This window comes from Leptolyngbya sp. FACHB-1624 (genome assembly GCF_047649235.1).
In the GTDB taxonomy this organism is placed as follows: Bacteria; Cyanobacteriota; Cyanobacteriia; order Leptolyngbyales; family Leptolyngbyaceae; genus Leptolyngbya; species Leptolyngbya boryana.
The window spans coordinates 5,113,055-5,136,900 of the sequence record NZ_CP180258.1; the positions used below are offsets into that span (position 1 = coordinate 5,113,055).

Genomic DNA, 23,846 nt, shown 5'->3' on the forward strand with positions numbered 1-23,846 from the left:
AGGCTTTGCGATAAATTGCTGAGAATTGAGGTCTCCGAGTTCTGTGAGAATTCGGAGACCTTCTAGAGTTGGCTAAACGGTTTGTAGCATCGTTGAGTCAAACTTGCCTGTTTGTAGCCAGTGTTCAAGTCCGGCAGGAATTTGAACGCGGCTTAGCTCTTGTCGCAGCGCGTCTCCTTCTAGAACCTCTTGATTCAGCAAAGTCTGAGAAAGTTCTTCAAGGAGTGCTTGGTTTTCTCGCAGAATTGCCAGCGCCATGTGGTGAGCGTTATCGACGATCGCTTTAACTTCTTGATCAATTTCTTCGGTCACTTTGGCACTGATTTGACGGCGAGAAGGCCCGTAGCCTTCCATAAACTGTTGCTGCATTTTTTCAAATGCAACAGGGCCTAGCTGATCGCTCATGCCATAAATTGTGATCGATCGTTCTGCTAAATCAGTTGCTTTTTGGATATCGTCACTGGCTCCAGTCGAGACTTTGTTGAAGATAATTTCTTCAGCAGATCGCCCGCCTAGTAAGGTTGCAATCCGACCTCGAATTTCGTCTTCTGCCATTAAGAATCGATCTTCTTCAGGCAGTTGTAAGGTATAGCCCAAAGCACCGACTCCGCGAGGAACGATTGAGATTTTCTCAACTTTACCTGCACCCGGCATCAATGCCCCGATTAAAGCATGTCCCACTTCATGGTGAGCGACAATCTTCTTCTCGGTTTCGTTAAGCACTCTAGAGCGCTTTTCTAATCCGGCAATGACTCGTTCGATCGCTTCATTAAAGTCTGCCATTACAACTGCATCCCGATTGTTCCGAGCGGCAAGTAAAGCAGCTTCATTCACTAAGTTTGCTAAATCTGCCCCAGCAAAACCAGGCGTCCGAACTGCAATTTTTGCGAGATCAACATCGTCTGAAAGCTTCACTGCACGAGCATGAACGTTGAGAATCGCTTCACGTCCGATTTTGTCAGGGCGATCGACAACGACTTGACGATCGAAGCGACCCGGACGACGTAAGGCTGGATCTAAAACTTCTGGACGGTTCGTTGCTGCTAGCAGAATCACACCTGTGTTGGCATCAAATCCATCCATCTCCGTCAGCAATTGGTTCAACGTCTGTTCGCGTTCGTCATTGCCGCCCATGATGTTGCCTGCGCTGCGAGATTTACCCAATGCGTCTAGCTCATCAATGAACACAATACAAGGCGCTTGCTGTTTCGCTTGTTCAAATAAGTCTCGAACTCGCGATGCCCCGACCCCAACAAACAATTCAATGAATTCAGAACCCGAAATCGAGAAGAATGGTACGCCCGCTTCGCCAGCGATCGCCTTTGCCAACATTGTTTTCCCGGTTCCAGGAGGTCCAACCAGCAGCACACCTTTGGGAATCTTCGCCCCCAGTCGTGCATACTTATCTGCATTTTTCAGAAAGTCCACAATTTCTTGCAGTTCCGCTTTTGCTTCATCTACGCCTGCGACATCGCTGAACTTAACACCTGTCGTTCCTTCGGAGTAGATGCGTGCTTTACTTTTACCGACTGTTAAAGCTGCGGCTCCTCCCCCTTGGCGATTGACCAAGAAGCTATAAATTCCAAAGAAAATCAGGGGCGGAAGTACCCAACTTAACAAGGTTCCAATCCAGCCATAAGCGCTAGGAGTAGGTGCGCTGAATTCAACATTGTTCTCCCGTAAAATTTTTGGTAAATCTAAGTCGATCGCGACTGGAGTAGTTTCAAATACGCGCGGACGAGTGCCTTCTGGTAAGGGTTCGTTCGATTTCAGCGTAAATTCAATTTTGTCATTGCCGACGATCGCTCGTTCGACATTTCCTGATTTCACTTGTGAAACGAAATCACTATAAGCAATCTGCTGCGTCTGCGATCCAAAGCTGGGAGCGACAAAATTCAGCAATATGAGTAAGGTAAATACAATCAGCAACCCGCCTCCGAACTGCCGAGGGCGCTGAGTGCGCTTGTTGTTTGTGTCTACTGGCATTGCGGATTTATCTCGAAACGTTTTCTTTATTGTAGAAAGTTTCGCTCGATCGCCTGTCTGCAATTCTCAGTCAAAAGGTAAGGATTTCCGTACCGTGTAAGGAATATTTAGCGACTTTGATTTCTCAAAAAAGCTGCAAATGCAATCAATTCAGCACGCACTTGAGAAAATAGATCTGGAACAGCCTCAATTAAGGGTTGAATTTGCTCTGGATCAAATTGCTGAGCATACAAATGACGGACAACATGCCGAAACCTGCGATATTCATCTAGCAGCGCCGAATTTGCTTCAGAAATGACTGCGGGACGAACGTCCTCAATTTCAATCGTCATTTGTTTTAACAAGGTTCGATGCCAATTCTGTCCTTGTGGGCGAGAACGATCGATGATTGCAGCAATTAGCTCAAACAAACGCTCTATGCCGTTGTAGAAACCATGCAGATTGAGGGCTGCACCATCAACGTAGAGATCATCACCGGACTGCTGAAACCTTTGCCAACTCTGTTGTGCTCGAGCAACAACGGGTTCAATTTCGCACAATTCTGTATCGATTCGAGCTGCAAGGTCTAATAAAATCTCGCTCAAACAATGACTCCTGTTTGCTCGATCGCTTGCTTAACTGAAGGACGACAGGTTCGATTCGTTGGATCAACTAAATCGATTTTGAAGTCTGAACTGGTTTCGTTGAGAGCTTCGAGCGCCTTGCAAAGCTGATTTGGTGCGATTCCCCAAACTGCTAAATCAATGTCCGACCAAGGAGTATAGCGTTTCTTATTCGTCAGTGAGCCAAAAACAGCAACCTGCTCAGCTGCAAACTGTTGCTTGAGAATTGCCACCAATTTAGGAACCAGTTCCCAAGCATTTTGCCAATGTTCATCTGCTGATTGTGTATCAAGTCGCTTGGCAGGGTTATAGCGGCATAATTCTTCTGGAGATAGCTCTAAAGCTGTTTTCGCCATATCTCTACTCATCCTTTGAATTTATTGTGACATATTGAAGAAGATTGGCATTTTAGTCATGACCAGAAGCCTTGATGCAGTTTGATAATTTCAGCTTCGACTTCAGCGATCGGCCCCCAAACTTGAATCTGCTTCTGTCCATGCTCAAAGACATATCGACATGGAATCTCTAAAGTCGGATTCTGGTTATGATTTCCGGTTAGCTCTAACAATCGCCGTTCCGAAATTCCATAGACCAAACGCCCGATATTTGCCCAATACTGTGTTCCAGCACACATCACACAAGGTTCAGCGGTCGAGTAAAGTGTACAGTTCCAGAGATAATCCGGCTCGTACTGGGTATAAGCAATCCGAATTAAAGTCGTTTCAGCATGATTGACGGTATCAAGGTTGCCTTGTTCTAGCAGCACTGTCTCTTGATCCGGTGCAACGAGAATGGCTCCAAACGGATGATGACCTTGCTCGATCGCGTGCTGAGCAATCCGATTTGCATGACGTAAGTGCTTGAGCATTTGGGTTTGGGTTGGAGCTTGCATCAGTTCAATTTCTGCCCGTTGTTACATCCTATGAATGAAGCACAATCTCACCAGAAAAGTCTTGAATAATTGAAATATCCCTCCTAAACATAGCAATTATGGCGAAAACTGTTGCAGAGGCGATGAGCCGCGCTCCGATTACGGTTCACCCTGAAACCTCAATTACTGAAGTGATTAAAATTCTGGCAGACAAACGGATCAGCGGTTTGCCTGTTCTAGATGACGATCAGCATCTCATCGGCATTATTTCCGAAACGGACTTGATGTGGCGTGAAACGGATGTCACACCACCCGCTTACATTATGCTGCTCGACAGTGTGATCTATTTAGAAAATCCTGGTCGGTATGAAAAAGAGTTACACAAAGCGCTAGGACAAACTGTGGGTGAAGTGATGAGTGCCGTTCCGGTTACAACCACCACTCCGGAAACTCCACTCTCAAAAGCTGCCAAATTGATGCACGATCGTAAAGTGCATCGGCTGCCTGTGATCGATCAATCCGGTCACTTGGTCGGAATCCTCACGCGTGGCGATATCATTCGCACCATGGCAGCCGAACAAACCGAATAATCCTTGTTAATTCATGACTATTACACCAGATTCAGTCCGAGATCTTTTACAATCCCAAGATTTTGGCGATCGCTTACGGGGCATCAATCAATTGCGCCAACTCGATCCGGCGATCGCATTTGAGCTAATTCAAATCCCAGTGGTCGATAGCAATGTGCGAGTGCGATATGCTGCTGTCAGTCAGGTTGCATCCTTGGGAAGTCAAGATCTCAGCACCGCTCTGCAACTGCTCCAAGTCGCCCTTGCAGATTCGGAACCCGATGTTCAGGCTGCCGCCGCAGACTCGATCTGTGCCCTTCAACTGACTGAAGCTTATCCAGATCTTGAAACGCTCTATCGTCATAGTCCAGAATGGCTGGTGCAATTTAGCATCATTGCAGGACTAGGCGAACTGGGTGACCCACGATCGTTCGATTTGCTCGTTGAAGCGTTGAATTCAGAGAATGTCGTCATCCAACCCGTAGCGATCGGATCACTCGGAGAACTCGGTGATCCTCGTGCCGTAGAATTACTCATTCCCTATGCCACTAACCCTGACTGGCAAGTCCGCCAGCGAGTGGTGCAGGCGTTGGCAAGATTGAATACGCCAGAGGCACGATCAACGATCGAAACACTGACGCACGATGAATCAGAATCAGTCGCGAGTCAAGCAAAACAGGCACTTACAGCCTAATCTTTTTTCTCTCTAACCATGAGAGACATGAAAATCACCCGTATCCTATAGAGAAGATACGGGTGATTTTCATAATAAATGTGTCAATAATTACATCGTATTTTCAGTAGCACGGAGTTTCTCATGTTGACAAAATCCTTATATGAACTCGATATATCTCCTTCTTACTTGAAGCTTAAATGAATTCGTACGTACGCATAGGACAATTACGGACGCTCCGTAATAACTTGGATATATCGAAGACGAGCATGAGCCTCTGAACGTAGCAACACTGAATTGTCAAAGCGCACCCCCCGCCTTGAGTCTCGAACCTTCTCTGCAAACCCATTTCTCTGATTTCGTATCGATTTGTTATGAATAAGCAAGTTTCTCTCTCTCTTTTCGCTGGCGTTTTGGCAACGGGTGCGATCGTGGCTTTCCAGCCTTCTGCAAATGCTGCTTCTTTTAGTTTTAGTGCCTCTGATGCAGTCAACGCAGGATGCGTCGGGCAAACGAACTGCAATGTGAATGGCTTCTTCTCTGTCGGTGCGAGTACAACTAGAAACGCGTTTGATCCCGTTCTGACACAAAAAACAGTTGGTGGCGTGCTGGGTATCGGTATCGATAGCAGCAAAGACGCAAATGGGAACCCGGCTGGTGAAACTGTGAACAATCAATCGCTCGGTGAAATTGATATCGACGAAACCTTGAGTGTTGGTTTCAAAAGTGCTGGAGTTTTGAAGGCTTTAGATCTCAGTTTTCTGTACAGACCAGGCGTGTATAACGACGGAGTTTTTGAAGTTGCGCTCGTTCAAGCCGATGGTGGCATTGGGTCAGGAACGCTGCGTGTAACGAGTCCTAACTCTGCTGTTTGGAGTTTACTAGGCGGGACGGTAACTAATCTGTCGCTCTCCTCAAAAGATGCAGGTGGATCTTATCGCATCACCAATCCGTTTGGAGATATCAAGATCACAGGATTCAGCTTGAAAGCGCTAGCTCAAACAGCGCCAAATAGCACCACCACACCTGATGGAGCAAAGAACTCTGATTTCACGCTCTCGAGAGTTGAAGTAACAAAAGTTCCCGAACCCACAACGGTTATCGGGCTGGGACTGGTTGGACTTCTCGCTGCTTCTCGTCGTCGTAAGGCAGCAAAAGCAAACTAAGACATTTCAGCACTAACTCTATACTCTATGAACGTGCGATCGCTTCTTCACTGAGCGATCGCTTTTATTATGAAAACTCAACTGACAAGCTCACCGTTGTTGTGAGGGTTGAGTTTGGGGCGATCGACAAAAGATGATCGCCTGTATTCAAAGCATTTCGAGGCGCGCTCCAAGGCTCTAAACAGTAGAAATCCTTGCCTTTTAGTGTCCAAAACACCAAAATTGGAAACTCATCTGCAGCGGTCAAAGTAATCCGCGTATGACGACTGAGATCCGTGACATTCGAGACTTGGCGACTGATGTTCAGAAATGCCCAATCAATTTCGTCTTGGGCAAAATCGAAGGTGTTGAAAAAAGGATGAGTAGCTTGAGTTCTTTGATCGAGGGCTTGATCGGCTGGAATTTCAAATCTCAATTGATGTTTTTCTAAGGCGAGAAAATAGGGATGAAACCCAATCGAAAACGGCATCACTTCATCTGAGAGATTCGCAATCTTCTGCGTGATCAAGAGAGTCTGACCTTGCAGGGCATACGTGAACGCCAGACGAAACGCGAATGGGTAATGTTCTAAAGTTTGTGCATTGCTAGAAAGCCCGATCGTAAAACTCAACTCGCCCTCTGTTTTTTGATCAACCACTTCCCAAGGCAGATCTCGCGCAAATCCGTGCTGCTTTAGTGTGTAAGTCTGACCTTTATAGGTGTAAGTATTCTCGGGAAGATTGCCACAAATCGGAAACAAAATTGGGATGCCGCCTCGGACAGATAGCGCTGGATCAGCGAATCGGGCGGTATCCATATAGAGCAATTCACGCCCTTGAACTTGCCAACTCGTAATAATGCCCCCGCGATCGGGAACAATTTCGAGCTTAGAATTGGAAGCTCGATCGAGCAACACATAAGTATCAAATTGTTGGCGACGACGTTCGATAGAAAACACAGGCAAGTGAAGGAATGATGGTTAAAAATTGAAAGCCGTCTGTGAGTCTGAGCGGTCAGCTTCGGCATAACGACGTTTGATCGGCTCTAAGCTATTCGTCGAAGGCGAACGGGTAGCATCGTCTAAATGGGTATGAGGGTCTTGGGTTGCCTGTGGGCTAGGAGAGGTTTGCTGCGGAACCATCGGAGCCGGAGATTCATTGTTTTGATTGATAAATGAATTGTTGTTCCAAGGCTGTTGAGAAGGCGGTGAACCGGGTTGAGACTCGCTGGATGGCGCTTCTTCAGTCGGTGCAGATTGTTCAGGGTTCGGTGATTCAACAGGGCTAGAGTCAGGAGATGGCTCGATCGCAGGAGCAGATTGCTCGGTCGGTACTGGTGCAGTCGGGGCAAATTCAACAGAAGGAGTGGCTTCTTCTGTGGGTGACTCAGCCGCAGGAGGAGCTTCTCCTTCCGGTACAGATTGCTCAGGCTGAGACTCAGGCTTCGATGGCTCAGAGATAGGCGTTTGAGATTCAATCTGGGTTCCGTCTGGTTTCGTGACCGTATTTGTCCTTGCATCAATGACAAGCGGAGTTTTGAGGGCTTGCGGAAACGAGTCTGAAACCGACTCGATCTGATGTAGGATTTCTGCTGCGCGATCGCCATGAGCGATTCTCGGTTGGAACCCATTAACTTCAACAGGCAGCAGTTCCACTTTCATTTGACGATCTTTGAGTGCAACTCGCAGCATGGCACTGTCATAGGTGCTTTCAGGCTTGCCACCGAAGATGAAATTTCCGAGTGAGTAGACGATCGGGCGACCTTGATAGAGTTCTGCACCCTGCAAAATGCTGGAGTGATGTCCGATGACGAGATCTGCACCCTGATCGATCGAGAAATGCGCTAACTCCATCTGGGCATCACTGGGATATTTAGAAATCTCTTCGCCCCAGTGAAAGTTCACAATCACCCAATCGACTTGATCCCGAATCGCTTGAATATCAGCCGCAATCCGATCGTTGTGTTTTCGATTAATTCCGGGCTGATTTGCGGTTGCCGCTTGAGTCTCTGAACCGTAGTAACCGAGATAGGCGACTCGTTGCCCATCGACTTCTAAAATTTCTGGACGACGCGCTTCTTTTTCATCTCGTCCGGCTCCAAAGTGGCGAATTCCAGCTTGTTCGAGCGTTTTCAGGGTGTCATCTAGTCCTGTGCTTCCGTAATCCATGATGCGATTGTTGGCAAGATTCACAACATCAATCCCACCATTTTTGAGCACCTCAACTTGTGCCGGATCGACTTTGAATGGCTCAGCTTGCTTGGAGTCAGTTGCGGTTGTAAAGGGAGCTTCGAGATTGACGATCGACAGGTCTGCGAGCCTTGATTCTTCTAATTCAGCAAACGCCCATTTTGGGTCGTCTTTGACCAACTCAGTGTAATTCTTCGTCAATGCCACATCGCCCCCAAATAGGATCGTTGCCGTTCCATCCATGTCCGCCTGAACCTTGTTCACTTGAACTGGCTCGAGAACGGTTTTGATGGTATCCGGGCGAGTGGTGAGAGTCGAATTGGCAGCAGTTGCGGTTTTTTGCTCATTCGGAGCATCCGAATAGCCTAGCCAGCAACCGATGATAAAAGCCGCTGCGGTTGTTCCTGTCAGCAAAAGCGATCGCAAGGCACGGAATTGAACTTTCTGTCGCGTGACTTGCTGAATTCGAGTTTTGATCTCAGCCGGTGCAGCGGATTGGGGAGCACTTTCTGCAAGTTTGGCTGCAAGTTTGGCGCGGCGGGCTGGAGACACGACTCTGACCGTCTTGCGCCAAAGCATCTGCGGCTTGCCGATAAACCGCGTTACAACTTGAATGCCATCGATCACATCAGAATTCAGTTTCCACATGTGATGACAAACGAACCGCATCAAATTTTGTTGAAACTCGGGCGATCGCGCATCGACATCAGGAGAAGGATGGAACTCGATTAAAATTTTGAAACAGCCGGGTTGGGCTGCGGGTTCTGCTTGCGCGAAAAGATTATGAGGTAACAGAAATACATTCAGCCAGTACGCGATCGCCTTGGGATTCCCCGATCGCGCCAGCTCCAAAACGGAAGGCTGAGCCGATTCTGTTGCGTAACTCATAACGTTGAAAACTCCAAATGTATCTTGTCACAGAATACTAATACTGTAATTCTGCGAAGTTGAACGAATTTTATGGCATAAAAGCCGTTTTTTGTCACATCTCAGGAATCTTTTTTCGCAATCAAGCCATAATTTCTAACCTAAGACTGAATCAAACTAACCCACAACTTTATCTGGTAAATAGCAAATAATCCCTAACAAGATACCGATCAGCCTTCTAGGAAGCGAGTAGGATAAAGCTTATTGACTACTTAATTCTGTTTGCTAAGCATGTCTGCTGATCCCAATTTGGCTTCATCCAATTCCCCGAACGGCGAAATTTCAACGATTCCTACCCATGCGGAGATTGCGCGTGAGCGAACCGCTGCTCATCAACGCTCCTTAAACACAGGCTCTCCTCCTCCAAATCCCAACCGATCGATTATTTTGCTCTTGGCACTGGCGATCGTGATCATTGGATTGGTGATCAATCAGTTTTGGCTGATCTTGGCAGGCTCGATCGTGGCGATTTTGCTCTCGGTTCAGATTCTCTTTCCCACCTTGAAGCCGGTCTTGATTGAGCTGGTGACTGAGCAAGATCAGGGCATTTTCTTAGGCACGCTCGGCTTGGTGCTCGGTGTGGTCGGATTAGCTCAGGTACTGGGTCTTGGCAAAAGGCTAGGCGCTTTGTACCAGAAGTTAGATTGGGACGCGATCGGGGCGCTCGGTGAAGTTTTTGGAGCGTTGGGACAGATTCTCATCGCGATTTTGGCGGTTTATATTGCTTGGCGACAGTACGTGATCTCGAAGGATCTAACGATTCAGCAAAATACGATTACGCAACAACAAACGATCGATACTTACTTCCAAGGGATTTCCGATCTGGTATTAGATGAGGAAGGCTTGTTAGAAGACTGGCCGCAAGAAAGAGCGATCGCAGAAGGGCGAACGGCTGCGATTTTAAGCAGTGTAGACGGTTCAGGAAAAGCCAAGATTATTCGCTTCTTATCCCGTGCCAAGTTATTGTCTCCGCTCAAACGGGATCAGAGATTAGGACGAGCAATTTTAGATGGCTCAGGTGGCTATGCCGAAGATCGATTGCATGGAATTCGAGTGATCGATCTGGGGGTGATGCTGGCAGCGGCGGATCTCTCAGGAACAGACTTACGCTGGACAGATTTGAGTGAGGCGAATCTAATTCGAGCCAATCTCACCAATTGCGATTTAGTCAAAACGAATTTTACGCGAACTGTTTTGTGTGGAGCAAGTTTGCAGGGTGCGGATTTGAGCGGAACTCGTTTCTTTTACGGCAAAGCTGAAACAGCTTCTCCTCGTAGTCGCACAGAGCCACCCAATTTTAAGACAGGTCTATATACCGGTGCGGTAATTGAGAATGCTGATTTTACAGGCGTAGAAGATATGTCTGAGGAGCAGCGCTATTACTGCTGTGCTTGGGGCGGTTCGAGAACACGGGGAACCATTCCAGGAGGATGTGAAGGGATTCCCAATAAATTGGGGAGATGACTAGAGGAAAAGTGGAATCACGAGCTTAAAACGTATCGGAAGATTCGGCTGCGCTCAACTCATAAGCAAGTGCGGAACGTTGAGCGCAGTCAAAATGAATCAAGTTATTTCTTGTCGCTGACAACTTTCTCAACAGCTGCTTCTGCTTTTTCAATCAGATTGGCTTGGTCAGGATTTTCTTTCTTAAAGATTTTCAAATCCTTCTGATATTCCTTATCTAATCCATTCGGATCGCTTGCCGCTTCTGTTGCTTTTTCATAAGCTTCTTCCCGGCTAGAATATTGCTCTCCGTCTGGACTGATGACTTCTTCATGTCCCGGTGGCTGAGTCGAAACCGCAGCAAACGCAGGTGCAAAGAAGCCTACCCAACTCATAAAACCAACTAATACTACTGCGAATACTGTTCCGATTAGACGTTTCATATATAAAGTCCTCAATGAATTTACTCGCAGCTATCCTAAAGAATTTGCGATCGTATTTCCGTCTACCACAGGATAGAAGCACGGGCATAAACTCATCTGAAAAAACTTATCGATCGTGATAAGTCAGTTGTGGCACGGGCGATCGTCGCAGCACTGCCATATCTTCCGCATCTAATTCAACGGGCGTTCCACTGCGAATCAATTCTGCAAAATCCTCGTTTGGAATCATGATGCAGAGGGCATAAAGTCTTTCTGCTCCAATATTTCGGATTTCATGAATCCCGGTTGGCGGCACCAGTAGACTATCGCCTGCCTGAATCCGTACTTCTTTACCATCGCAGATGGCAATGCCTTCACCTTTCAGCACGAAGAACATTTCGATCGCGAGTTGATGTCGATTGGGAGGAGTCTTGCCACCAATATCGAATATCTCAACACATAGCGTCAGCGAAAAATTCGCGATCGTAGGGTCAAAGACGATCGCGAGCCGATTCGTATCGTGAGGACTGATGCGGTAAGCCTGATACTCAGCGGGAGATTTGATGACCGGAATCACACAAGATTCATCCATCGAACGAGCCTCTACACGAAGGTCTTACCGTAATTTATAGGTCGCAATCTGCATATTTTGTTTGTTTATTACAAAATGCGAATCAGGAAACCCTCACTTTTCGCAAGTGCTGCTGTAATTAGATATCCCATGTGACTCGTAGAAAACCTTTCTAATCATCATCGTTGTCAGATCTTTTTGTCAGATCTTTTCAAAGCCCGATTTGTCTTACTCTGCTTGTCTCGCTTTTGAGTACTTCCTTGCTGAAGTTTTTGCTCGACTTGCTGCCGTAAACTTAACGCATCGGCATAATCAGGGCGAATTTGAATTGCTTTGTCGATCGACGAGATCGCATCATCAGTCCGTCCCACTCCCCACAGTGCTGCCCCCCGGTTGTTCCAAGCTTCGGCGAGTTCTGGCTTGAGCGAGATCGCCCGATCCAATGCCATAATCGCTGCCTCTAAACGACCCAGCCGCAAGAGGAGTGTACCTTTATTGCTCCAAGCTTCAGCAAAGTCTGGTTTAAGTGTAATAGCTTGCTCATAAAGTGCCAAAGCTGGCTCATATTGTTGCTGCTGCTCTAGGGCATAGCCTTTGCTCCACAGCGCCTCCGGATAATCAGCGCGTGAAGCTAATGCGGCATCACACGCTGCGATCGCAGCTTTACTCTGCTGCAAATAGTTCAAACTATAGCACCGTCCCCAATGTGCTTCAGCAGAGGTTGCATCTAGTTCAATGACTTGCTCATAAGTGTCGATCGCACGTTGATATTGTTGAGCAGTTCGATGTTGATTTGCCTCACTCAAGAGTGCCGCGACGGAATCAACAGACGTTGAAGGAGAGGGAGTAGGAACACTCGTCTGAACAGCAGGAATAGTTTGAGGATGACGAGTTGCATTCCATCCAAACAGAGCGAGGATAACCAGTCCAACCGCAGATAGCGTCATTCGACGATGCGGAATTTTGCTCAAAAGTTTGCGCCCTCTCACAGAGACCTGTTGCTTGAGCGTGTTGCCCTGTGGTAGAGATGTGTTGCTCGAAGATCCTGGCGCTAAAGCAGTAGATTGAGACAAGTTAAGAAAAGGAAGGAAGTTGCGTCTGTGAATCGGTGCGCCAGAGCGGGGAACAGGGTTGACAGCTAGGGTAGCTTGTGTGGCGATCGCAGGAATTTCAGCTGGCTTTGGGGGAATAGATTGCTGCATTTGAGGTGGCAGCGTGATCTGACTAGAGATCGCCTGAAGTGCTGCTAGAGCTTCTCCAGCAGTCGCATAGCGATCGCGAAAATCAGCACAGACCATTTGCTCTAGCAAGGTCGCGATCGCAAGATTGAGATCGGGGACGCGATCGCGCCACTGAAGCTCTCCCGTATTTGTATCTTGGCTCAATTGATGGACTGAAATCCCAGTCAGCACCTCAATGGCAACAATTCCAACCGCATAAACATCACTGCTAAACCGAGGAGTCCCTGCGATTTGCTCGCAAGGCATATAGCCCGGTGTGCCAATCGCAATGGTCTGGGTGGGAGCCGCATGAGGATGACTCAATCCCGTTCTGACTTGTTTCACTGCCCCAAAATCGATCAGCACAATTTCTCCATCAGAGCAACGACGCATCAGATTGGAGGGTTTAATATCCCGATGAATGACATTCTGTTGATGCACGAAACTGAGAACATTCAGCAGACTTTGCAGCAGATGGGTCACTTGCGCCTCTGACCAAGGCTGACCGCTAACGAATTCTTCGCTCAAAGAATTCCCATCGATCCACTCCTGAACCAAGTAAAACTCCGTACCATCCTGGAAGTGAGCGAGTAAGCGCGGAATCTGATCGTGATGTCCTAAGCGATAAAGAACTTGAGCTTCTGTATCGAAGAGCCTCGCGGCAATTTGTAAACTTCGGGGATGAGTAGACTGAGGTTTCAGTTGTTTGACGACGCAGTGAGGTTGCCCTGGTAGATGTAGATCTGTGGCGAGAAACGTTTGCCCAAATCCGCCAGATCCTAACTCTTGGATCACTTGATAGCGACCCCCCAGCAATTTTTTGGGTGAATTGAACTGAAATCGTTGCAAGAGACTCACGGATTCCCCCCACTCATGTTTTAATGCTGCCTTTACCCTATCTCTAAGGATCACTACAGCGGTCAGGTAAAATTCTTGACTTCATTCACTACTGAAATGGTTTCAGGCAAGATTTTAACAATGAATGGTAATGCTGAGTCAGTATCGTCATGGTGATCCCATCAGCCCACGATCGTCAAGTTGAATCAGCCCCAAGAGAAAAGAAAGGGGTGTTGTTTGCAATCAAAAGTAACAGGCTGCACTCCTACTACTCCGAAGCAAACAACTCCCGCTCAACTGCTCGAACATCTCTACTGTAGAGAGTTGTCAGCTTAAAATACATTCCCCAGATGGGCACTGTTTCCGATGTGTTTCTTCCCACAGGTTGACGAAGAGTGCGCTCGAATTTCAAAGAATGGAGAGTTATTAGCAAAGTTAGGATAAATTCATGGCAAACCAAGCTCAAACGGCTGATCTCGATGCCACAATCGCACTTTTGAAGAATGACTTAGCAAAAATTGACCCAGAAGCAGCGATCGCCAATATCGAAGCGTGGCAGCAGCAACTCACGGGAACCGAAATTGCAGAAACATTAGGTGAATTAAAGTTAGCGATCGATGGCGGTGTCCGCAGCGGCGAGATCCCAGCAATTCTCTCGGCTCTCGGTCATCAAGTTTCCTCTGCCGTAGGCTCTCAAGAAGGCAGTTCAGCTTCTAAACTTCAAGAACTCGGACAGTTGCTATCTAACATCAGGAAATAAGCTACTGTTCGTGTATTGAATTCCGATTCGCAAGCTTCAAACATGCGATCTGCAATCATTCAGAGCTGAGCACAGGCGGAGTTTGATCAATTCGGATTCTATAGTAGCGGGCAATTTTCTACTTACATCACCCAAGACCAGTGATTGGTTTAGGTGATGTAATGTGTCTTAGTACAGGAAGATGGAGCCGTTTTCTTCAACGCGCATCGTGGGGCTGTCTGTTCCAAGATCAGTGTTCGTTTCTAAAGTCACCTCGATTGTGCCAGGAGCCTTTTGAGATTGCTTTGGAGTCACTTGCAGTAGCCCAGAATCTTGGCGATCGAGGGTCAAAGTTGTCGGAACTCGCAAACCTTGCAGCATCACAGTTCCCCGACCAGGCAAGGTTCTTACCTGGGTATCGCCAACCGCTTGATACGAAATCGCTGCATTTGTTTTGTTAACTAACATAATGTTCACACGATCACCCTTCAGTTCTACTCTCGCTTTTGGAATAAATTGAGCTTCCGGTGCAGGTGTAACAGTGGGTTTAGGTGGATTCTGAGCAGCAGCAGGGGTCATGACACTACTGACTGTGACTAAGGCAGCTAAAATTCCAAATCCGAATGGTTTCAACATCGTTCAGACTCCGTGAAGTTCCAAATTAAACTGACGATTTGCAATATCCTTATGGTTCATTGCAGTATCTTCATCATACCCAACTGCATTTTTAGAGTTGCTTCCACAAAAATGGGTGATCTTGATCAATCACCCATGCCTAAAGTGCTAATTTTATCGATTCTTCTAATATTTCATCCCAGCTAGAGAGGGCGCACTCTTGCTATGTCCATTCTGAGCAAACTTCTCAGCAAGCAACTGTCGATAGACTGCTTCGTAACCATCGACCATCTGCTTCACACCAAACTTTTCTTCTACATGTCTACGGCAAGCAATGCGATCGATTTCATCAATCCGATGCACAGCCGCAATACATTCATCGACGTTTTGGCAGAGGAATCCAGTCTTTTCATGTGCAATGACTTCAGAAGTCGCCCCGAGTTCTAACGCGATCACGGGTGTCCCTGCAACCATAGACTCCACCATGACTAATCCGAACGGTTCACGCCAAGTAATCGGAAATAATGTTGCAATCGCATTGCCCATTAAATGATTTTTCTGAATATGATTTGCTTCGCCTAGATATTGAATTTGTTCGCCATCAATGTGCGGTTTAATCTCTTGCTCAAAATAATCGACATCGACTCGATCGACCTTTCCCGCTATTTTCAGTGGATATCCAGTCCGTTTCGCAATCTCGATCGCATGATGTGGACCTTTCTCAGGTGAAAGTCGCCCTAAGAAAGCCAGGTACTGTAGTTCATCTGGCTGAGAATAAAACTGATGAGTCGCAGGATCGATCCCGTTGTAAACCGTAGCGACATAATTTAACTCTAATTGTGGCTCCCGTTGAGTATCTGAGATACTTACATAAGGCTGAGACTTAGCAAGACTGAATGCTTTCTGATTATCTAAGCTAAATGTTCCATGTAAAGTATGTACAGTCGGCGTTTTCACTAATTGCGCGCAAGCCAATGCAGCAAATCCAATATGGGAATGAATAATGTCAAATTCGTCTGAGTGCTGATAAACCTGACTTAACTGCATTGCTTCATAAGCTGTATGTTCTTTGACAGATGGATCTAATCGCAATGCACTGGGATGAATCGCTTCAAGATTCGCTTGGGTTCTGGAATCTCCTGTTGCAAACAATGTAACTTCATGACCACGACGAACAAGTTCTTCAGTCAATAAACTCACAATCAGTTCTGCCCCACCATAAGCGGGAGGAGGAACTGTCTCCCACAAAGGAGCAATCTGAGCAATTCGCATTCTTAACCTCCGTTCTGCGTATTAACTCAGACTGTAAGCGGTTTTACTGAATTACTTCATCTAGCCAGAGAGTTACCCTGTCAGACAGATGACTGCTGCTGATGACAGAAGTAGAAGCGGCAAGCCAATCGAAGATTGTTTCTAATTCAGTCAGTGTAATAAAGCCGTACTGCCAAAGCACGATCGGTAAGAGGCTATCGATCTCCTCTGAGTACTGTAGCCCGATTTTTATCGAATCGGATGAGACAGCTAGCTCATCAGTGAGAAATTGAATCAGCGATCGCGTTCTATCAGCCATGGATTTCTTCAATGACCTGAACGCGACCCAATCGGATCGCATAGAGTAGGCGCTCGATTGCTTGCTTTTCTTCGTCAGTTGTTTGCTGATCCAACATTGCCGCTTGAAGCTTTTGACAAGCCAGCGGAGTCATTCTGCCTGTATTGCTGACTTCAGCGAACAAATCGGAAATTGAATCTGTCAGTAAAAGAGAGGATTCCATCGGGAAAACTACAAGAGCGTTGTGATACTAATATCGGCTTTTTGAAGTGGAGCGTGGGTGACAGATCAAGGACTGACCCGTGACTTTTTCCTCTTTAGGAAGTGATATATATCACCGATGCAGTTCTTTTTCCCCAGAAGGAGTCCCGGTAATGATCACAACTGCGGCTAATTTATATGCGCCGGATGCAGGCTACGTTCAGGCGGCGATGAGTGAGATTGATGCGTTTGAGCAATCGCGTGCCACGGGGATTTGGGCGGGTTTGGATAAGGCAACGGTGATTGCAGAGATGCGATCGCGCGTCGCTGATCCGTTCCAAATCAATCAAGGTGGGCAGCCGTTTTGTGGACCCGCCAGTGTGTTGTTTGAACTGGTTCGCAAGCAACCGACTCGTTACGTTCAGATTTGCCAGACTCTATTTGAAAGGGGTGGATTTCAAGGCACAAACCGTTGGATTCAAGCAAGCGCTGCGCTGCGGAGCAATCGAGATCAGAATTTGCGCATGGAGCAAGCAGATTGGATGGTTTTATCAACGTTGCGCGAGTCAGAGAATTCTCTATTTCCGGTAGAACCAAATGCGCCTGATCTGATTCGGAATCTAGCCGGTATGACGAAATCTTGGGAGGTTAAAGGCTGGATTGATGAGCTTTTAGGCTATTCCAAGACTGCCTATCATCAGGCATATCTGTTTAGTGATGTCAAAGCGATGCAGGCGGCGATCGCCGCGATTCAGTCGGGTGGTGTGGCGATGCTGCTCGTCACTGCTGAAGGATTTTTACAAGGCGATCCCCCTCCGGTTCCATTTCCGAGCCATTGGGTAACGTTGCTCGGTGGATTTGAGATGAATGGCGATCGGGTTGCTTTCGACATTTACACTTGGTCGAAAAAACTCACCGTGAATACAGATATGAATTCATTCAAAAAATACTTTTGGGCGGGTGTCACGGGGACTCGGTAAAGTGGGGAGATGGGGAGTGGGGTAGCGAAAGCTGCATTCTCCCTATCCCCCTATCTTCCTATTCTTCACGAACAGCTTCCAACATACGAGAGAAGTAAAACTTCGTGCTCGTCATTGCAGTTCGCTTGACTTTCAATCCACAGTCTTCTAACACTTTTACGATGTCTTTCTCACGATGCTGATAAGCGCGAGTCGTCTTACTCGGGCCTGGGAAAAACTCACCGATTCGCTTCAAAATCACTAATAAACAGGTCTTCGGGGCAAAGCTGAGAATTAAACGATTTTCCGCCAAACTTGCTAAGTGTTTGATCATATCGGCGGCTTGCTCGGTCGGATAGTGAATCAGCACATCCAGACAAACGACGGTATGATAATTGCCGCTTAGAGTCTCCAAATCTTGTACGACGAAAGTCGGATTATCTTTCAGTCCAAGCGCGATCGCTCTTTCTTTCCCTTCTTCCACCATTTTTTCTGAGATATCACTCGAAAAAACGGTTGCACCTGCTTGTGCCAGCGGAATACTCAAGCTGCCAACTCCACATCCCGCATCGCAGATCGTCAAATCTGCTAGATTTTCATCTGCTTTGAACCAGTCCAGCAAAGTATCGACTGTTTGCTGATGCCCTGTGCGGATATCGAGTTGTACCTTATTTACTTCACCATCGCCGTAGATACGTTTCCAGCGATCGAAGCCCGTGGCATTGAAATACTCACGCACTTCGGTTTTATCATCCACTCCGTTCATATATCCGCTTGTGATCTCGTTGATTCGCCTCAACTATCGTATTACGACGATCGCCCCTGAACCCAGATCAGAGCGAAATTCCACGAAGAGACTCCCCATCTCCCCACTTCGCAAAATCCATCCACTTGACGACTAGAAAAGATATCGCCTGACTTTGTGGTGCAAGAACTGGTCTTACTTTTGGTCTTATTCGTGGATTGCTAATAATTTGCGTACAAACATGAGGTTCTTATGAAATTTTCATGTAGCCATCACTACGCCTCGGTATTCTCAGGTATTCTACGAGAAGGCAAAACCCCAAATCACTCGGCAGTTGCCCGTAATTTTACAGGTCTGTTGAGGCTGTGAGGGAACTTTTGCTTTGACAAGTCAATCTGAGTATCTTGGGGGCACCTGAACCGTGCCCCGTTTTTTTAGGGGTTTTCGGATTTCTCTGAACAGGGATAAGTCTACGGAGGGCAACGAGTTACGCACCACCTGTCCTATATCGAAGTGTAAGAGAGTTTGAGAAAATTTACGGAATTCAGTGAGACAGAATTGTATCTGTCACATAAAATTTGTTTACGAAGCAATATTTGTGGTGAGACGCTGCATTTGGATTTCTTGACCAACTTGGCTCCAGCGTAAAAGACGCGCAGGCTGATATAGATAGGTTGGAAGATGTATTGCAGTGCGGGGAGCAGTCGTCGATAGCGCGATCGCAGTTCCCAGATCACAAAGGTTCCAATTCACCAGATTTTGCACACCTGAAAAGAGCGATCGCGTTGTTCCGGCTAAAGTGCCGTCGAATAATCTTGCGGTTCCATTCGTTACTTCGATTTGTCGAGTGTCCCAAGGATAGCGTCCGTCCGGGAGTCCAAGCGGTGAAAGGGCATCACTGACAAGAAAAATTCCGCGATCGTATTCGCTCGCTTTGAGCAAAATCTCCATCATGATCGGTGAGACATGCTGCCCATCTGCAATTAAGCCACAATAAACGTGAGGATTTGTAATGGCGGCTCCTAGTAGTCCAGGTTCGCGATGGTGCAAACTGGGCATCGCGTTGAAAGCATGTGTGACCATTGAAGCGCCTTGATCAAAGGCTTGTTGGGCTTGGGTTGCAGTTGATTGAGAGTGTCCGAGACTAACGGTAATGCCGAGAGATTTGAGATATTCGATCGTGGCTCCACTGGGATCGAGTTCTGGAGCTAACGTTATGACTTTGACGATCGAGGCATAATCGCCTAAAACCTGTTTAATCGTTTCAATTGTGCAGGGCAGAAGAAATTCTTCAGGATGTGCGCCTCGTTTTTGCGGATTGAGAAACGGACCTTCGAGATGAACGCCTAGAATTTCAGGATGATTGGCTTCAGCGATGATTTGGAGCGATCGCTGAATGTTCTCGATCGAGGTTGTAACAATTGTGGGCAAGAATCCATCGATACCTTGATGCCAAAGAAAGTCACAAATTTTGTCTAACTGGTGGGCGTTATCTGAGTTGAGATCGGGAAAGGCTAAGCCTAATGCCCCGTTAATTTGTAAATCAATGCCGCCTAAAGAGATCCAATCTCCTTCAGCATCGATCATAAGGGTCGAAGTTTCGCTGGCTTCGGCTGGGGATTGGATCGAGGGTGCAATCTCAACGATTTTGTCATTCTCGATCAAGATTTGCTGCAAACCGGAGAAACCAGGAACTTGAGCATTGATAATCAGCATGTTTTAGTGTTTGATCTGGATTCGTTTTGGATTTTCGCACATGAGTCAGCCGCTAATTGGGATCATTATGGGAAGCGATTCGGATCTGCCGACGATGCAGGCAGCGATCGCAGTTTGTGAGGAGTTTGGTGTGCCGTGTGAAGTGGAAATTGTCTCGGCACATCGCACTCCAGAGCGAATGGTGCAGTATGCAAAAGAGGCGCATACTCGTGGATTGAAAGTGATTATTGCCGGGGCTGGAGGTGCAGCGCATTTGCCGGGAATGGTGGCATCAATGACGGTGTTGCCTGTGATTGGGGTTCCGGTACAGACGAAGACGCTTCAGGGGGTCGATTCGCTGTATTCGATCGTGCAAATGCCTGCAGGAATTCCAGTGGCGACAGTCGCGATCGGGAATGCCAAAAATGCAGGACTCTTGGCTGTTCAGATTTTGGGAAGTCATGATGCTGAGTTGTTTGCCAAACTGCAAGCGTATCGCCAGAGTTTGACGGATATGGTGCAGCAAAAGCAGGCAGAGTTAGGGCGGGTTGGATATCAGCAGTATCTTCAACAGATGTAACGTTTCTATAACCGATCGTAATTTGGTTCAAACTCAAATGGGAGACTGGAAATCGCTTGCTCATAAGCTTTTCAGTAATTAGGAGATGAGTGGATGACCTTGCGATCGGTTGAGCCTTCTAAGAAAAAACTTTGGTATGCCGCAATTAAACCGCCGATGTATAGCGTTGCGGTCATGCCAATTTGGGTGGGATCTGCGGTGGCTTTTGCAGAGACTCGATCGTTGAATCTTCTGGTATTTTTTACGTTTCTAATTTCTGCAATTTTGATTCTGGCTTGGGAAAATCTCAGCAATGACGTGTTTGATTCTGAGACAGGAGTCGATGTCAATAAGGCGAATTCGGTCGTGAATTTGACTGGAAATAAGTCGCTGATCTTTTGGATTTCCAATGCTTTTTTGGTAGCGGGATTATCGGGAATTTTGGCGATCGCGCTGATGCAGGGTGACTTTACCGTGATTGGGTTAGTGCTGGCTTGTTGTGCGATCGGTTATATCTATCAAGGACCTCCATTTCGATTGAGCTATCAGGGTTTGGGCGAGCCATTGTGTTTCTTAGCATTTGGACCTTTAGCATTTTCGGCGGCTTATTATAGTCAGACTAAAGCTTGGTCAGGAACAAATTTAGCGGCTTCGATCGGAGTGGGAATTGCGACGAGTTTGATTCTGTTTTGTTCGCATTTTAATCAAGTCGAAGATGATGCAGCGATCGGGAAAAAGTCTCCGGTGGTTCGGCTTGGCGCGAAGCGCTCTGCTCAGCTTCTTCCTTGGATTTGTGGCAGCTTTTATGCGTTGACCATTCTATTTGTCATTTTGAAACTGTTCCCAGTTTGGACGTTGCTCTCGCTGCTGAGTTTTCCAGTTGCGAAAAGGCTATGTCATACAATCGGTTCACAGTATCATCAACCCCATAAACTCTTGCGTTGTCGATTAATTGCGGTTGAATTGCATTTTTGGTTCGGATTGCTATTTGGGTTAGGCTTTCTGTTCCTGTAATGCAATTTGAATTTCGACCTTATCAACGACGATTTCGCCAATCTCTCAAAACACATTATGGAGAATGGTCAGTCCGGGAAGGAATTTTAATCCGATTAGATGATCGCTTTGGAGAAATTACGCCACTGGAGTGGTTTGGCTCAGAATCGATGCAAGACGCGATCGAGCTTTGCCAATCTGCTCCCCGTGACATCGATTTCGATTGGATTCAGCAAGTTCCGTTTCCAGCGTGTCAATTTGGATTTGAGTCGGCGCTTAATCCAGGGCAATTCCAAGCAATGCCTCAGAGTGCTTTGATGTCTGATGAATGGAGATCGCTCTGGGATCAGGGCTATCGAACGTTTAAATTGAAAATCGCGATCGCTCCAATCGAAATCGAAATCGCAACAGTCCAAGCCTTACTGGATCAATTACCGCAACATGCAAACTTAAGACTCGATGCAAACATGGGGTTAACGGAATCTGAAACGCATCAATGGCTCGAATTCTGTGATCAATCCAGAATTGAATTTATCGAGCAGCCGATGCGAACCGATCAGTTTGAAACCATGCTGAAGTTGAGCCAGATGTATCGAACTGCGATCGCATTAGATGAGTCTGTCTCAACTTTGGCTCAATTGAAAGCGTGTTATGAGCGAGGCTGGCGCGGAATTTTTGTGATTAAACCAGCGATCGCAGGTTTTCCTTCTCAACTGCGCCAATTTTGTCGAGAACATCAACTCGATACAGTTTTTTCAACAGTGTTTGAGACTGAGATTGGTCGTCGGGCAGGATTACAACTGGCAGCGGAACTGAGTCAGCGAGCCGTTGGCTACGGGACAACGCATTGGTTTGATGAACTGAATAGCGAAGACTTTGAGGAGTTATGGAACAGCCTTTAAGTCGATTAGCGACATTTGATTTTGTAGAGCGTCGCCGAGTTCAGGAAATTGCTGAACTGCGGTATCGAGAGTTGTTGAAATATGAGCATGCGATGCCTCCGGCACACGCGAGCGTGACCGTGTTTTTATGCGATCGAGATCCAATTCAATGGATGGCAGGATTTATTGCAGCTTGTTCAGTGCCTTGTGAACTGTTTCTTTGCAATCCAGATTGGGGCGAAACCGAATGGAAACAGGTGTTTGAATTGGCTCAACCGACTCTGATTTGGGGAGAACCTAGGTTTGTGGAAGGCTTGGAGAATCGCCCCCTAAATCCCCCAAAATTGGGGGACTTTGAATGTCGAGAATTTCCTGATTTCAAAGTCCCCCAGAATGAGGGATTTAGGGTACTGAAGCCGACTGAAGCTCAGCACGAAGCGCTGCTGATCATGATTCCGACTGGAGGCACTTCTGGCACAATTCGGTTTGCAATTCACACTTGGAACACTCTCACTGCTTCTGTTCAAGGATTTCGCCAATATTTTGAACTTGATCGCATTAACTCTTTCTGCGTTCTCCCGCTCTATCACGTCAGCGGTTTAATGCAATTGATGCGATCGCTGCTCACAAACGGCACATTCACGCTTCAATCCTGGAAAAATCTAAACACCGACTTCGATCCGCAAAACTTCTTCATCTCTCTGGTTCCGACTCAACTCCAGCAATTGATGCCTCATGCAGATTGGCTCGCCAAATTCAGAACCATTTTGCTCGGAGGCGCACCCGCTTGGTCAAATCTCCTTGAAGACGCACGATTGAAACATCTTCCGATCGCCCCAACTTACGGGATGACCGAAACTGCTTCTCAGATTGCAACGCTCAAACCTGCTGATTTTCTCAAGGGTGTTCAAGGGTGTGGGCAAGTTTTACCTCATGCAGAAATTACGATCGCTCATCAAAAACTCTTAATCCGCTCAAAATCCTTGATGCTTGGGTATTACCCGAATCTCGATCAGCCTGAAACCTTTGAACCTGACGATTTGGGATACTTTGATGAACAAAACTATCTCCATCTCATCGGTCGTGACAGCAACAAGATCATTAGCGGCGGTGAGAACATTTTCCCGGCAGAAGTGGAATCTGCAATTCGATCAACCAATCTTGTCCGAGATATTCACGTTTTAGGAATTCCGGACGAAATCTGGGGACAGAGCGTGACGGCAATTTATGTTCCTGATGATGAAACGGTTACGTTTGAAGAGATTAAAACTGCCTTAAAATCACACTTAACTTCATTCAAAATTCCTAAACGATGGATCGCTGTCGCTCAGATCCCACGAAGTTTGCAAGGAAAAATCCAGCGCCATCGCATCGAAGCAATTCTGGATTTACATAAAAGATCTGACAGTTGACGAAATCACGTACTACACTTGTATTATAAATCTGACAAACCTAT

The 23,846-nt window shown here is 46.8% G+C and carries 25 protein-coding genes; 10 read left to right on the plus strand and 15 right to left on the minus strand.

Features of this window, described 5'->3' with window-relative positions:
• Positions 1 to 72: 72 nt before the first annotated feature.
• The 4 genes from ftsH to ACMUEV_RS24370 form a co-directional block, all read right to left on the minus strand.
• Positions 73 to 1,986 carry an ATP-dependent zinc metalloprotease FtsH gene (gene ftsH, locus ACMUEV_RS24355; protein WP_017286499.1) on the minus strand — a complete coding sequence of 638 codons (1,914 nt, stop codon included), beginning with the start codon at positions 1,984 to 1,986 and terminating at the stop codon, positions 73 to 75.
• 107 nt (positions 1,987 to 2,093) lie between these two features.
• Positions 2,094 to 2,570 carry a hypothetical protein gene (locus ACMUEV_RS24360; protein WP_242044203.1) on the minus strand — a complete coding sequence of 159 codons (477 nt, stop codon included), beginning with the start codon at positions 2,568 to 2,570 and terminating at the stop codon, positions 2,094 to 2,096.
• Positions 2,567 to 2,944 carry a nucleotidyltransferase family protein gene (locus tag ACMUEV_RS24365; RefSeq protein WP_190647261.1) on the minus strand — a complete coding sequence of 126 codons (378 nt, stop codon included), beginning with the start codon at positions 2,942 to 2,944 and terminating at the stop codon, positions 2,567 to 2,569. Before ACMUEV_RS24365 ends, ACMUEV_RS24360 begins: the two co-directional genes overlap by 4 nt.
• Positions 2,945 to 3,000: 56 nt before the next feature.
• Positions 3,001 to 3,480: a nucleoside deaminase gene (locus ACMUEV_RS24370; RefSeq protein WP_190647259.1), complete on the minus strand. Its 480-nt coding sequence runs from the start codon at positions 3,478 to 3,480 to the stop codon at positions 3,001 to 3,003.
• Between the two features lie 98 nt (positions 3,481 to 3,578).
• Between ACMUEV_RS24370 and ACMUEV_RS24375 the strand changes: the two genes are divergently transcribed.
• The 3 genes from ACMUEV_RS24375 (at position 3,579) to ACMUEV_RS24385 (ending at position 5,867) form a co-directional block, all read left to right on the plus strand.
• Positions 3,579 to 4,049, plus strand: a complete 471-nt coding sequence (locus ACMUEV_RS24375) for a CBS domain-containing protein (protein WP_017286497.1) — start codon at positions 3,579 to 3,581, stop codon at positions 4,047 to 4,049.
• Between the two features lie 13 nt (positions 4,050 to 4,062).
• Positions 4,063 to 4,722 (plus strand): phycobilisome degradation protein NblB, encoded by a 660-nt coding sequence (gene nblB, locus ACMUEV_RS24380; protein WP_190647258.1) that lies wholly within the window; start codon positions 4,063 to 4,065, stop codon positions 4,720 to 4,722.
• Between the two features lie 353 nt (positions 4,723 to 5,075).
• The gene (locus ACMUEV_RS24385) at positions 5,076 to 5,867 is read left to right on the plus strand and encodes a PEP-CTERM sorting domain-containing protein (RefSeq protein WP_190647257.1); all 792 of its coding nucleotides are present in this window, start codon (positions 5,076 to 5,078) and stop codon (positions 5,865 to 5,867) included.
• A gap of 67 nt (positions 5,868 to 5,934) precedes the next feature.
• On the opposite strand, the gene ACMUEV_RS24390 is transcribed toward ACMUEV_RS24385, so the two are convergent.
• The gene (locus ACMUEV_RS24390; RefSeq protein WP_017286494.1) at positions 5,935 to 6,804 is read right to left on the minus strand and encodes a hypothetical protein; all 870 of its coding nucleotides are present in this window, start codon (positions 6,802 to 6,804) and stop codon (positions 5,935 to 5,937) included.
• Between the two features lie 21 nt (positions 6,805 to 6,825).
• Complete coding sequence (locus ACMUEV_RS24395) at positions 6,826 to 8,922, minus strand: CapA family protein (RefSeq protein ID WP_190647255.1); 2,097 nt, start codon at positions 8,920 to 8,922, stop codon at positions 6,826 to 6,828.
• A 270-nt stretch (positions 8,923 to 9,192) separates the two neighbouring features.
• Between ACMUEV_RS24395 and ACMUEV_RS24400 the strand changes: the two genes are divergently transcribed.
• On the plus strand, positions 9,193 to 10,425 hold the full coding sequence (locus tag ACMUEV_RS24400; RefSeq protein WP_190647253.1) for a pentapeptide repeat-containing protein: 1,233 nt from the start codon (positions 9,193 to 9,195) through the stop codon (positions 10,423 to 10,425).
• Between the two features lie 104 nt (positions 10,426 to 10,529).
• Here the strand turns inward: ACMUEV_RS24400 and ACMUEV_RS24405 are convergent, their stop codons facing one another.
• The 3 genes from ACMUEV_RS24405 to ACMUEV_RS24415 all read right to left on the minus strand — a co-directional run bounded on the left by ACMUEV_RS24405 (position 10,530) and on the right by ACMUEV_RS24415 (position 13,475).
• Complete coding sequence (locus ACMUEV_RS24405) at positions 10,530 to 10,847, minus strand: hypothetical protein (RefSeq protein WP_017286491.1); 318 nt, start codon at positions 10,845 to 10,847, stop codon at positions 10,530 to 10,532.
• Positions 10,848 to 10,953: 106 nt separating this feature from the next.
• Positions 10,954 to 11,418, minus strand: coding sequence for a cupin domain-containing protein (locus tag ACMUEV_RS24410; RefSeq protein ID WP_017286490.1), 465 nt, complete (start codon positions 11,416 to 11,418; stop codon positions 10,954 to 10,956).
• 167 nt (positions 11,419 to 11,585) lie between these two features.
• Positions 11,586 to 13,475 (minus strand): tetratricopeptide repeat protein, encoded by a 1,890-nt coding sequence (locus tag ACMUEV_RS24415; protein WP_199329189.1) that lies wholly within the window; start codon positions 13,473 to 13,475, stop codon positions 11,586 to 11,588.
• A gap of 427 nt (positions 13,476 to 13,902) precedes the next feature.
• Between ACMUEV_RS24415 and ACMUEV_RS24420 the strand changes: the two genes are divergently transcribed.
• The gene (locus tag ACMUEV_RS24420; protein WP_017286488.1) at positions 13,903 to 14,214 is read left to right on the plus strand and encodes a hypothetical protein; all 312 of its coding nucleotides are present in this window, start codon (positions 13,903 to 13,905) and stop codon (positions 14,212 to 14,214) included.
• A 168-nt stretch (positions 14,215 to 14,382) separates the two neighbouring features.
• Here the strand turns inward: ACMUEV_RS24420 and ACMUEV_RS24425 are convergent, their stop codons facing one another.
• The 4 genes from ACMUEV_RS24425 to ACMUEV_RS24440 all read right to left on the minus strand — a co-directional run bounded on the left by ACMUEV_RS24425 (position 14,383) and on the right by ACMUEV_RS24440 (position 16,580).
• A complete protein-coding gene (locus ACMUEV_RS24425; RefSeq protein WP_190647251.1) occupies positions 14,383 to 14,829 on the minus strand; it encodes a hypothetical protein in 447 nt (148 codons plus the stop codon).
• Positions 14,830 to 14,994: 165 nt separating this feature from the next.
• Positions 14,995 to 16,080, minus strand: coding sequence for a glycosyltransferase family 4 protein (locus tag ACMUEV_RS24430; protein WP_190647249.1), 1,086 nt, complete (start codon positions 16,078 to 16,080; stop codon positions 14,995 to 14,997).
• A 43-nt stretch (positions 16,081 to 16,123) separates the two neighbouring features.
• Positions 16,124 to 16,378, minus strand: a complete 255-nt coding sequence (locus tag ACMUEV_RS24435; protein ID WP_017286485.1) for a DUF2949 domain-containing protein — start codon at positions 16,376 to 16,378, stop codon at positions 16,124 to 16,126.
• Entirely contained in the window at positions 16,371 to 16,580 is a 210-nt protein-coding gene (locus ACMUEV_RS24440) for a hypothetical protein (RefSeq protein ID WP_017286484.1), read from the minus strand. Before ACMUEV_RS24440 ends, ACMUEV_RS24435 begins: the two co-directional genes overlap by 8 nt.
• Before the next feature lie 151 nt (positions 16,581 to 16,731).
• Here ACMUEV_RS24440 and ACMUEV_RS24445 point away from each other — a divergent pair, with 151 nt between their 5' ends.
• On the plus strand, positions 16,732 to 17,538 hold the full coding sequence (locus ACMUEV_RS24445) for a hypothetical protein (RefSeq protein ID WP_190647247.1): 807 nt from the start codon (positions 16,732 to 16,734) through the stop codon (positions 17,536 to 17,538).
• Positions 17,539 to 17,596: 58 nt separating this feature from the next.
• On the opposite strand, the gene bchM is transcribed toward ACMUEV_RS24445, so the two are convergent.
• Entirely contained in the window at positions 17,597 to 18,283 is a 687-nt protein-coding gene (gene bchM / locus ACMUEV_RS24450; RefSeq protein WP_190647245.1) for a magnesium protoporphyrin IX methyltransferase, read from the minus strand.
• A gap of 561 nt (positions 18,284 to 18,844) precedes the next feature.
• Positions 18,845 to 19,978 (minus strand): N-acetylglucosamine-6-phosphate deacetylase, encoded by a 1,134-nt coding sequence (nagA, locus tag ACMUEV_RS24455; RefSeq protein WP_190647243.1) that lies wholly within the window; start codon positions 19,976 to 19,978, stop codon positions 18,845 to 18,847.
• Positions 19,979 to 20,018: 40 nt separating this feature from the next.
• Between nagA and purE the strand changes: the two genes are divergently transcribed.
• The 4 genes from purE to ACMUEV_RS24475 all read left to right on the plus strand — a co-directional run bounded on the left by purE (position 20,019) and on the right by ACMUEV_RS24475 (position 23,802).
• Positions 20,019 to 20,537 carry a 5-(carboxyamino)imidazole ribonucleotide mutase gene (gene purE, locus ACMUEV_RS24460; RefSeq protein ID WP_190647241.1) on the plus strand — a complete coding sequence of 173 codons (519 nt, stop codon included), beginning with the start codon at positions 20,019 to 20,021 and terminating at the stop codon, positions 20,535 to 20,537.
• A gap of 93 nt (positions 20,538 to 20,630) precedes the next feature.
• On the plus strand, positions 20,631 to 21,530 hold the full coding sequence (menA, locus tag ACMUEV_RS24465) for a 2-carboxy-1,4-naphthoquinone phytyltransferase (RefSeq protein WP_190647239.1): 900 nt from the start codon (positions 20,631 to 20,633) through the stop codon (positions 21,528 to 21,530).
• Positions 21,530 to 22,411 carry an o-succinylbenzoate synthase gene (locus tag ACMUEV_RS24470; RefSeq protein ID WP_190647237.1) on the plus strand — a complete coding sequence of 294 codons (882 nt, stop codon included), beginning with the start codon at positions 21,530 to 21,532 and terminating at the stop codon, positions 22,409 to 22,411. The genes menA and ACMUEV_RS24470 overlap by 1 nt, the downstream gene beginning before the upstream one ends.
• A complete protein-coding gene (locus ACMUEV_RS24475) occupies positions 22,396 to 23,802 on the plus strand; it encodes a 2-succinylbenzoate--CoA ligase (RefSeq protein WP_190647235.1) in 1,407 nt (468 codons plus the stop codon). Before ACMUEV_RS24470 ends, ACMUEV_RS24475 begins: the two co-directional genes overlap by 16 nt.
• Positions 23,803 to 23,846 lie beyond the last annotated feature (44 nt).

Coding starts and splice junctions, on each gene's coding strand:
- nagA (WP_190647243.1), bottom strand. CDS start 19,978: ATGCTGATTATCAATGCTCAAGTTCCTGGTTTCTCCGGTTTGCAGCAA.
- ACMUEV_RS24445 (WP_190647247.1), top strand. CDS start 16,732: ATGATCACAACTGCGGCTAATTTATATGCGCCGGATGCAGGCTACGTT.
- menA (WP_190647239.1), top strand. CDS start 20,631: ATGACCTTGCGATCGGTTGAGCCTTCTAAGAAAAAACTTTGGTATGCC.
- ACMUEV_RS24365 (WP_190647261.1), bottom strand. CDS start 2,944: ATGGCGAAAACAGCTTTAGAGCTATCTCCAGAAGAATTATGCCGCTAT.
- ACMUEV_RS24400 (WP_190647253.1), top strand. CDS start 9,193: ATGTCTGCTGATCCCAATTTGGCTTCATCCAATTCCCCGAACGGCGAA.
- ACMUEV_RS24385 (WP_190647257.1), top strand. CDS start 5,076: ATGAATAAGCAAGTTTCTCTCTCTCTTTTCGCTGGCGTTTTGGCAACG.
- ACMUEV_RS24440 (WP_017286484.1), bottom strand. CDS start 16,580: ATGGAATCCTCTCTTTTACTGACAGATTCAATTTCCGATTTGTTCGCT.
- purE (WP_190647241.1), top strand. CDS start 20,019: ATGAGTCAGCCGCTAATTGGGATCATTATGGGAAGCGATTCGGATCTG.
- ACMUEV_RS24405 (WP_017286491.1), bottom strand. CDS start 10,847: ATGAAACGTCTAATCGGAACAGTATTCGCAGTAGTATTAGTTGGTTTT.
- bchM (WP_190647245.1), bottom strand. CDS start 18,283: ATGAACGGAGTGGATGATAAAACCGAAGTGCGTGAGTATTTCAATGCC.
- ACMUEV_RS24430 (WP_190647249.1), bottom strand. CDS start 16,080: ATGCGAATTGCTCAGATTGCTCCTTTGTGGGAGACAGTTCCTCCTCCC.
- ACMUEV_RS24375 (WP_017286497.1), top strand. CDS start 3,579: ATGGCGAAAACTGTTGCAGAGGCGATGAGCCGCGCTCCGATTACGGTT.
- ACMUEV_RS24410 (WP_017286490.1), bottom strand. CDS start 11,418: ATGGATGAATCTTGTGTGATTCCGGTCATCAAATCTCCCGCTGAGTAT.
- ACMUEV_RS24475 (WP_190647235.1), top strand. CDS start 22,396: ATGGAACAGCCTTTAAGTCGATTAGCGACATTTGATTTTGTAGAGCGT.
- ACMUEV_RS24425 (WP_190647251.1), bottom strand. CDS start 14,829: ATGTTGAAACCATTCGGATTTGGAATTTTAGCTGCCTTAGTCACAGTC.
- ACMUEV_RS24370 (WP_190647259.1), bottom strand. CDS start 3,480: ATGCAAGCTCCAACCCAAACCCAAATGCTCAAGCACTTACGTCATGCA.
- ACMUEV_RS24470 (WP_190647237.1), top strand. CDS start 21,530: ATGCAATTTGAATTTCGACCTTATCAACGACGATTTCGCCAATCTCTC.
- nblB (WP_190647258.1), top strand. CDS start 4,063: ATGACTATTACACCAGATTCAGTCCGAGATCTTTTACAATCCCAAGAT.
- ACMUEV_RS24435 (WP_017286485.1), bottom strand. CDS start 16,378: ATGGCTGATAGAACGCGATCGCTGATTCAATTTCTCACTGATGAGCTA.
- ACMUEV_RS24420 (WP_017286488.1), top strand. CDS start 13,903: ATGGCAAACCAAGCTCAAACGGCTGATCTCGATGCCACAATCGCACTT.
- ACMUEV_RS24395 (WP_190647255.1), bottom strand. CDS start 8,922: ATGAGTTACGCAACAGAATCGGCTCAGCCTTCCGTTTTGGAGCTGGCG.
- ftsH (WP_017286499.1), bottom strand. CDS start 1,986: ATGCCAGTAGACACAAACAACAAGCGCACTCAGCGCCCTCGGCAGTTC.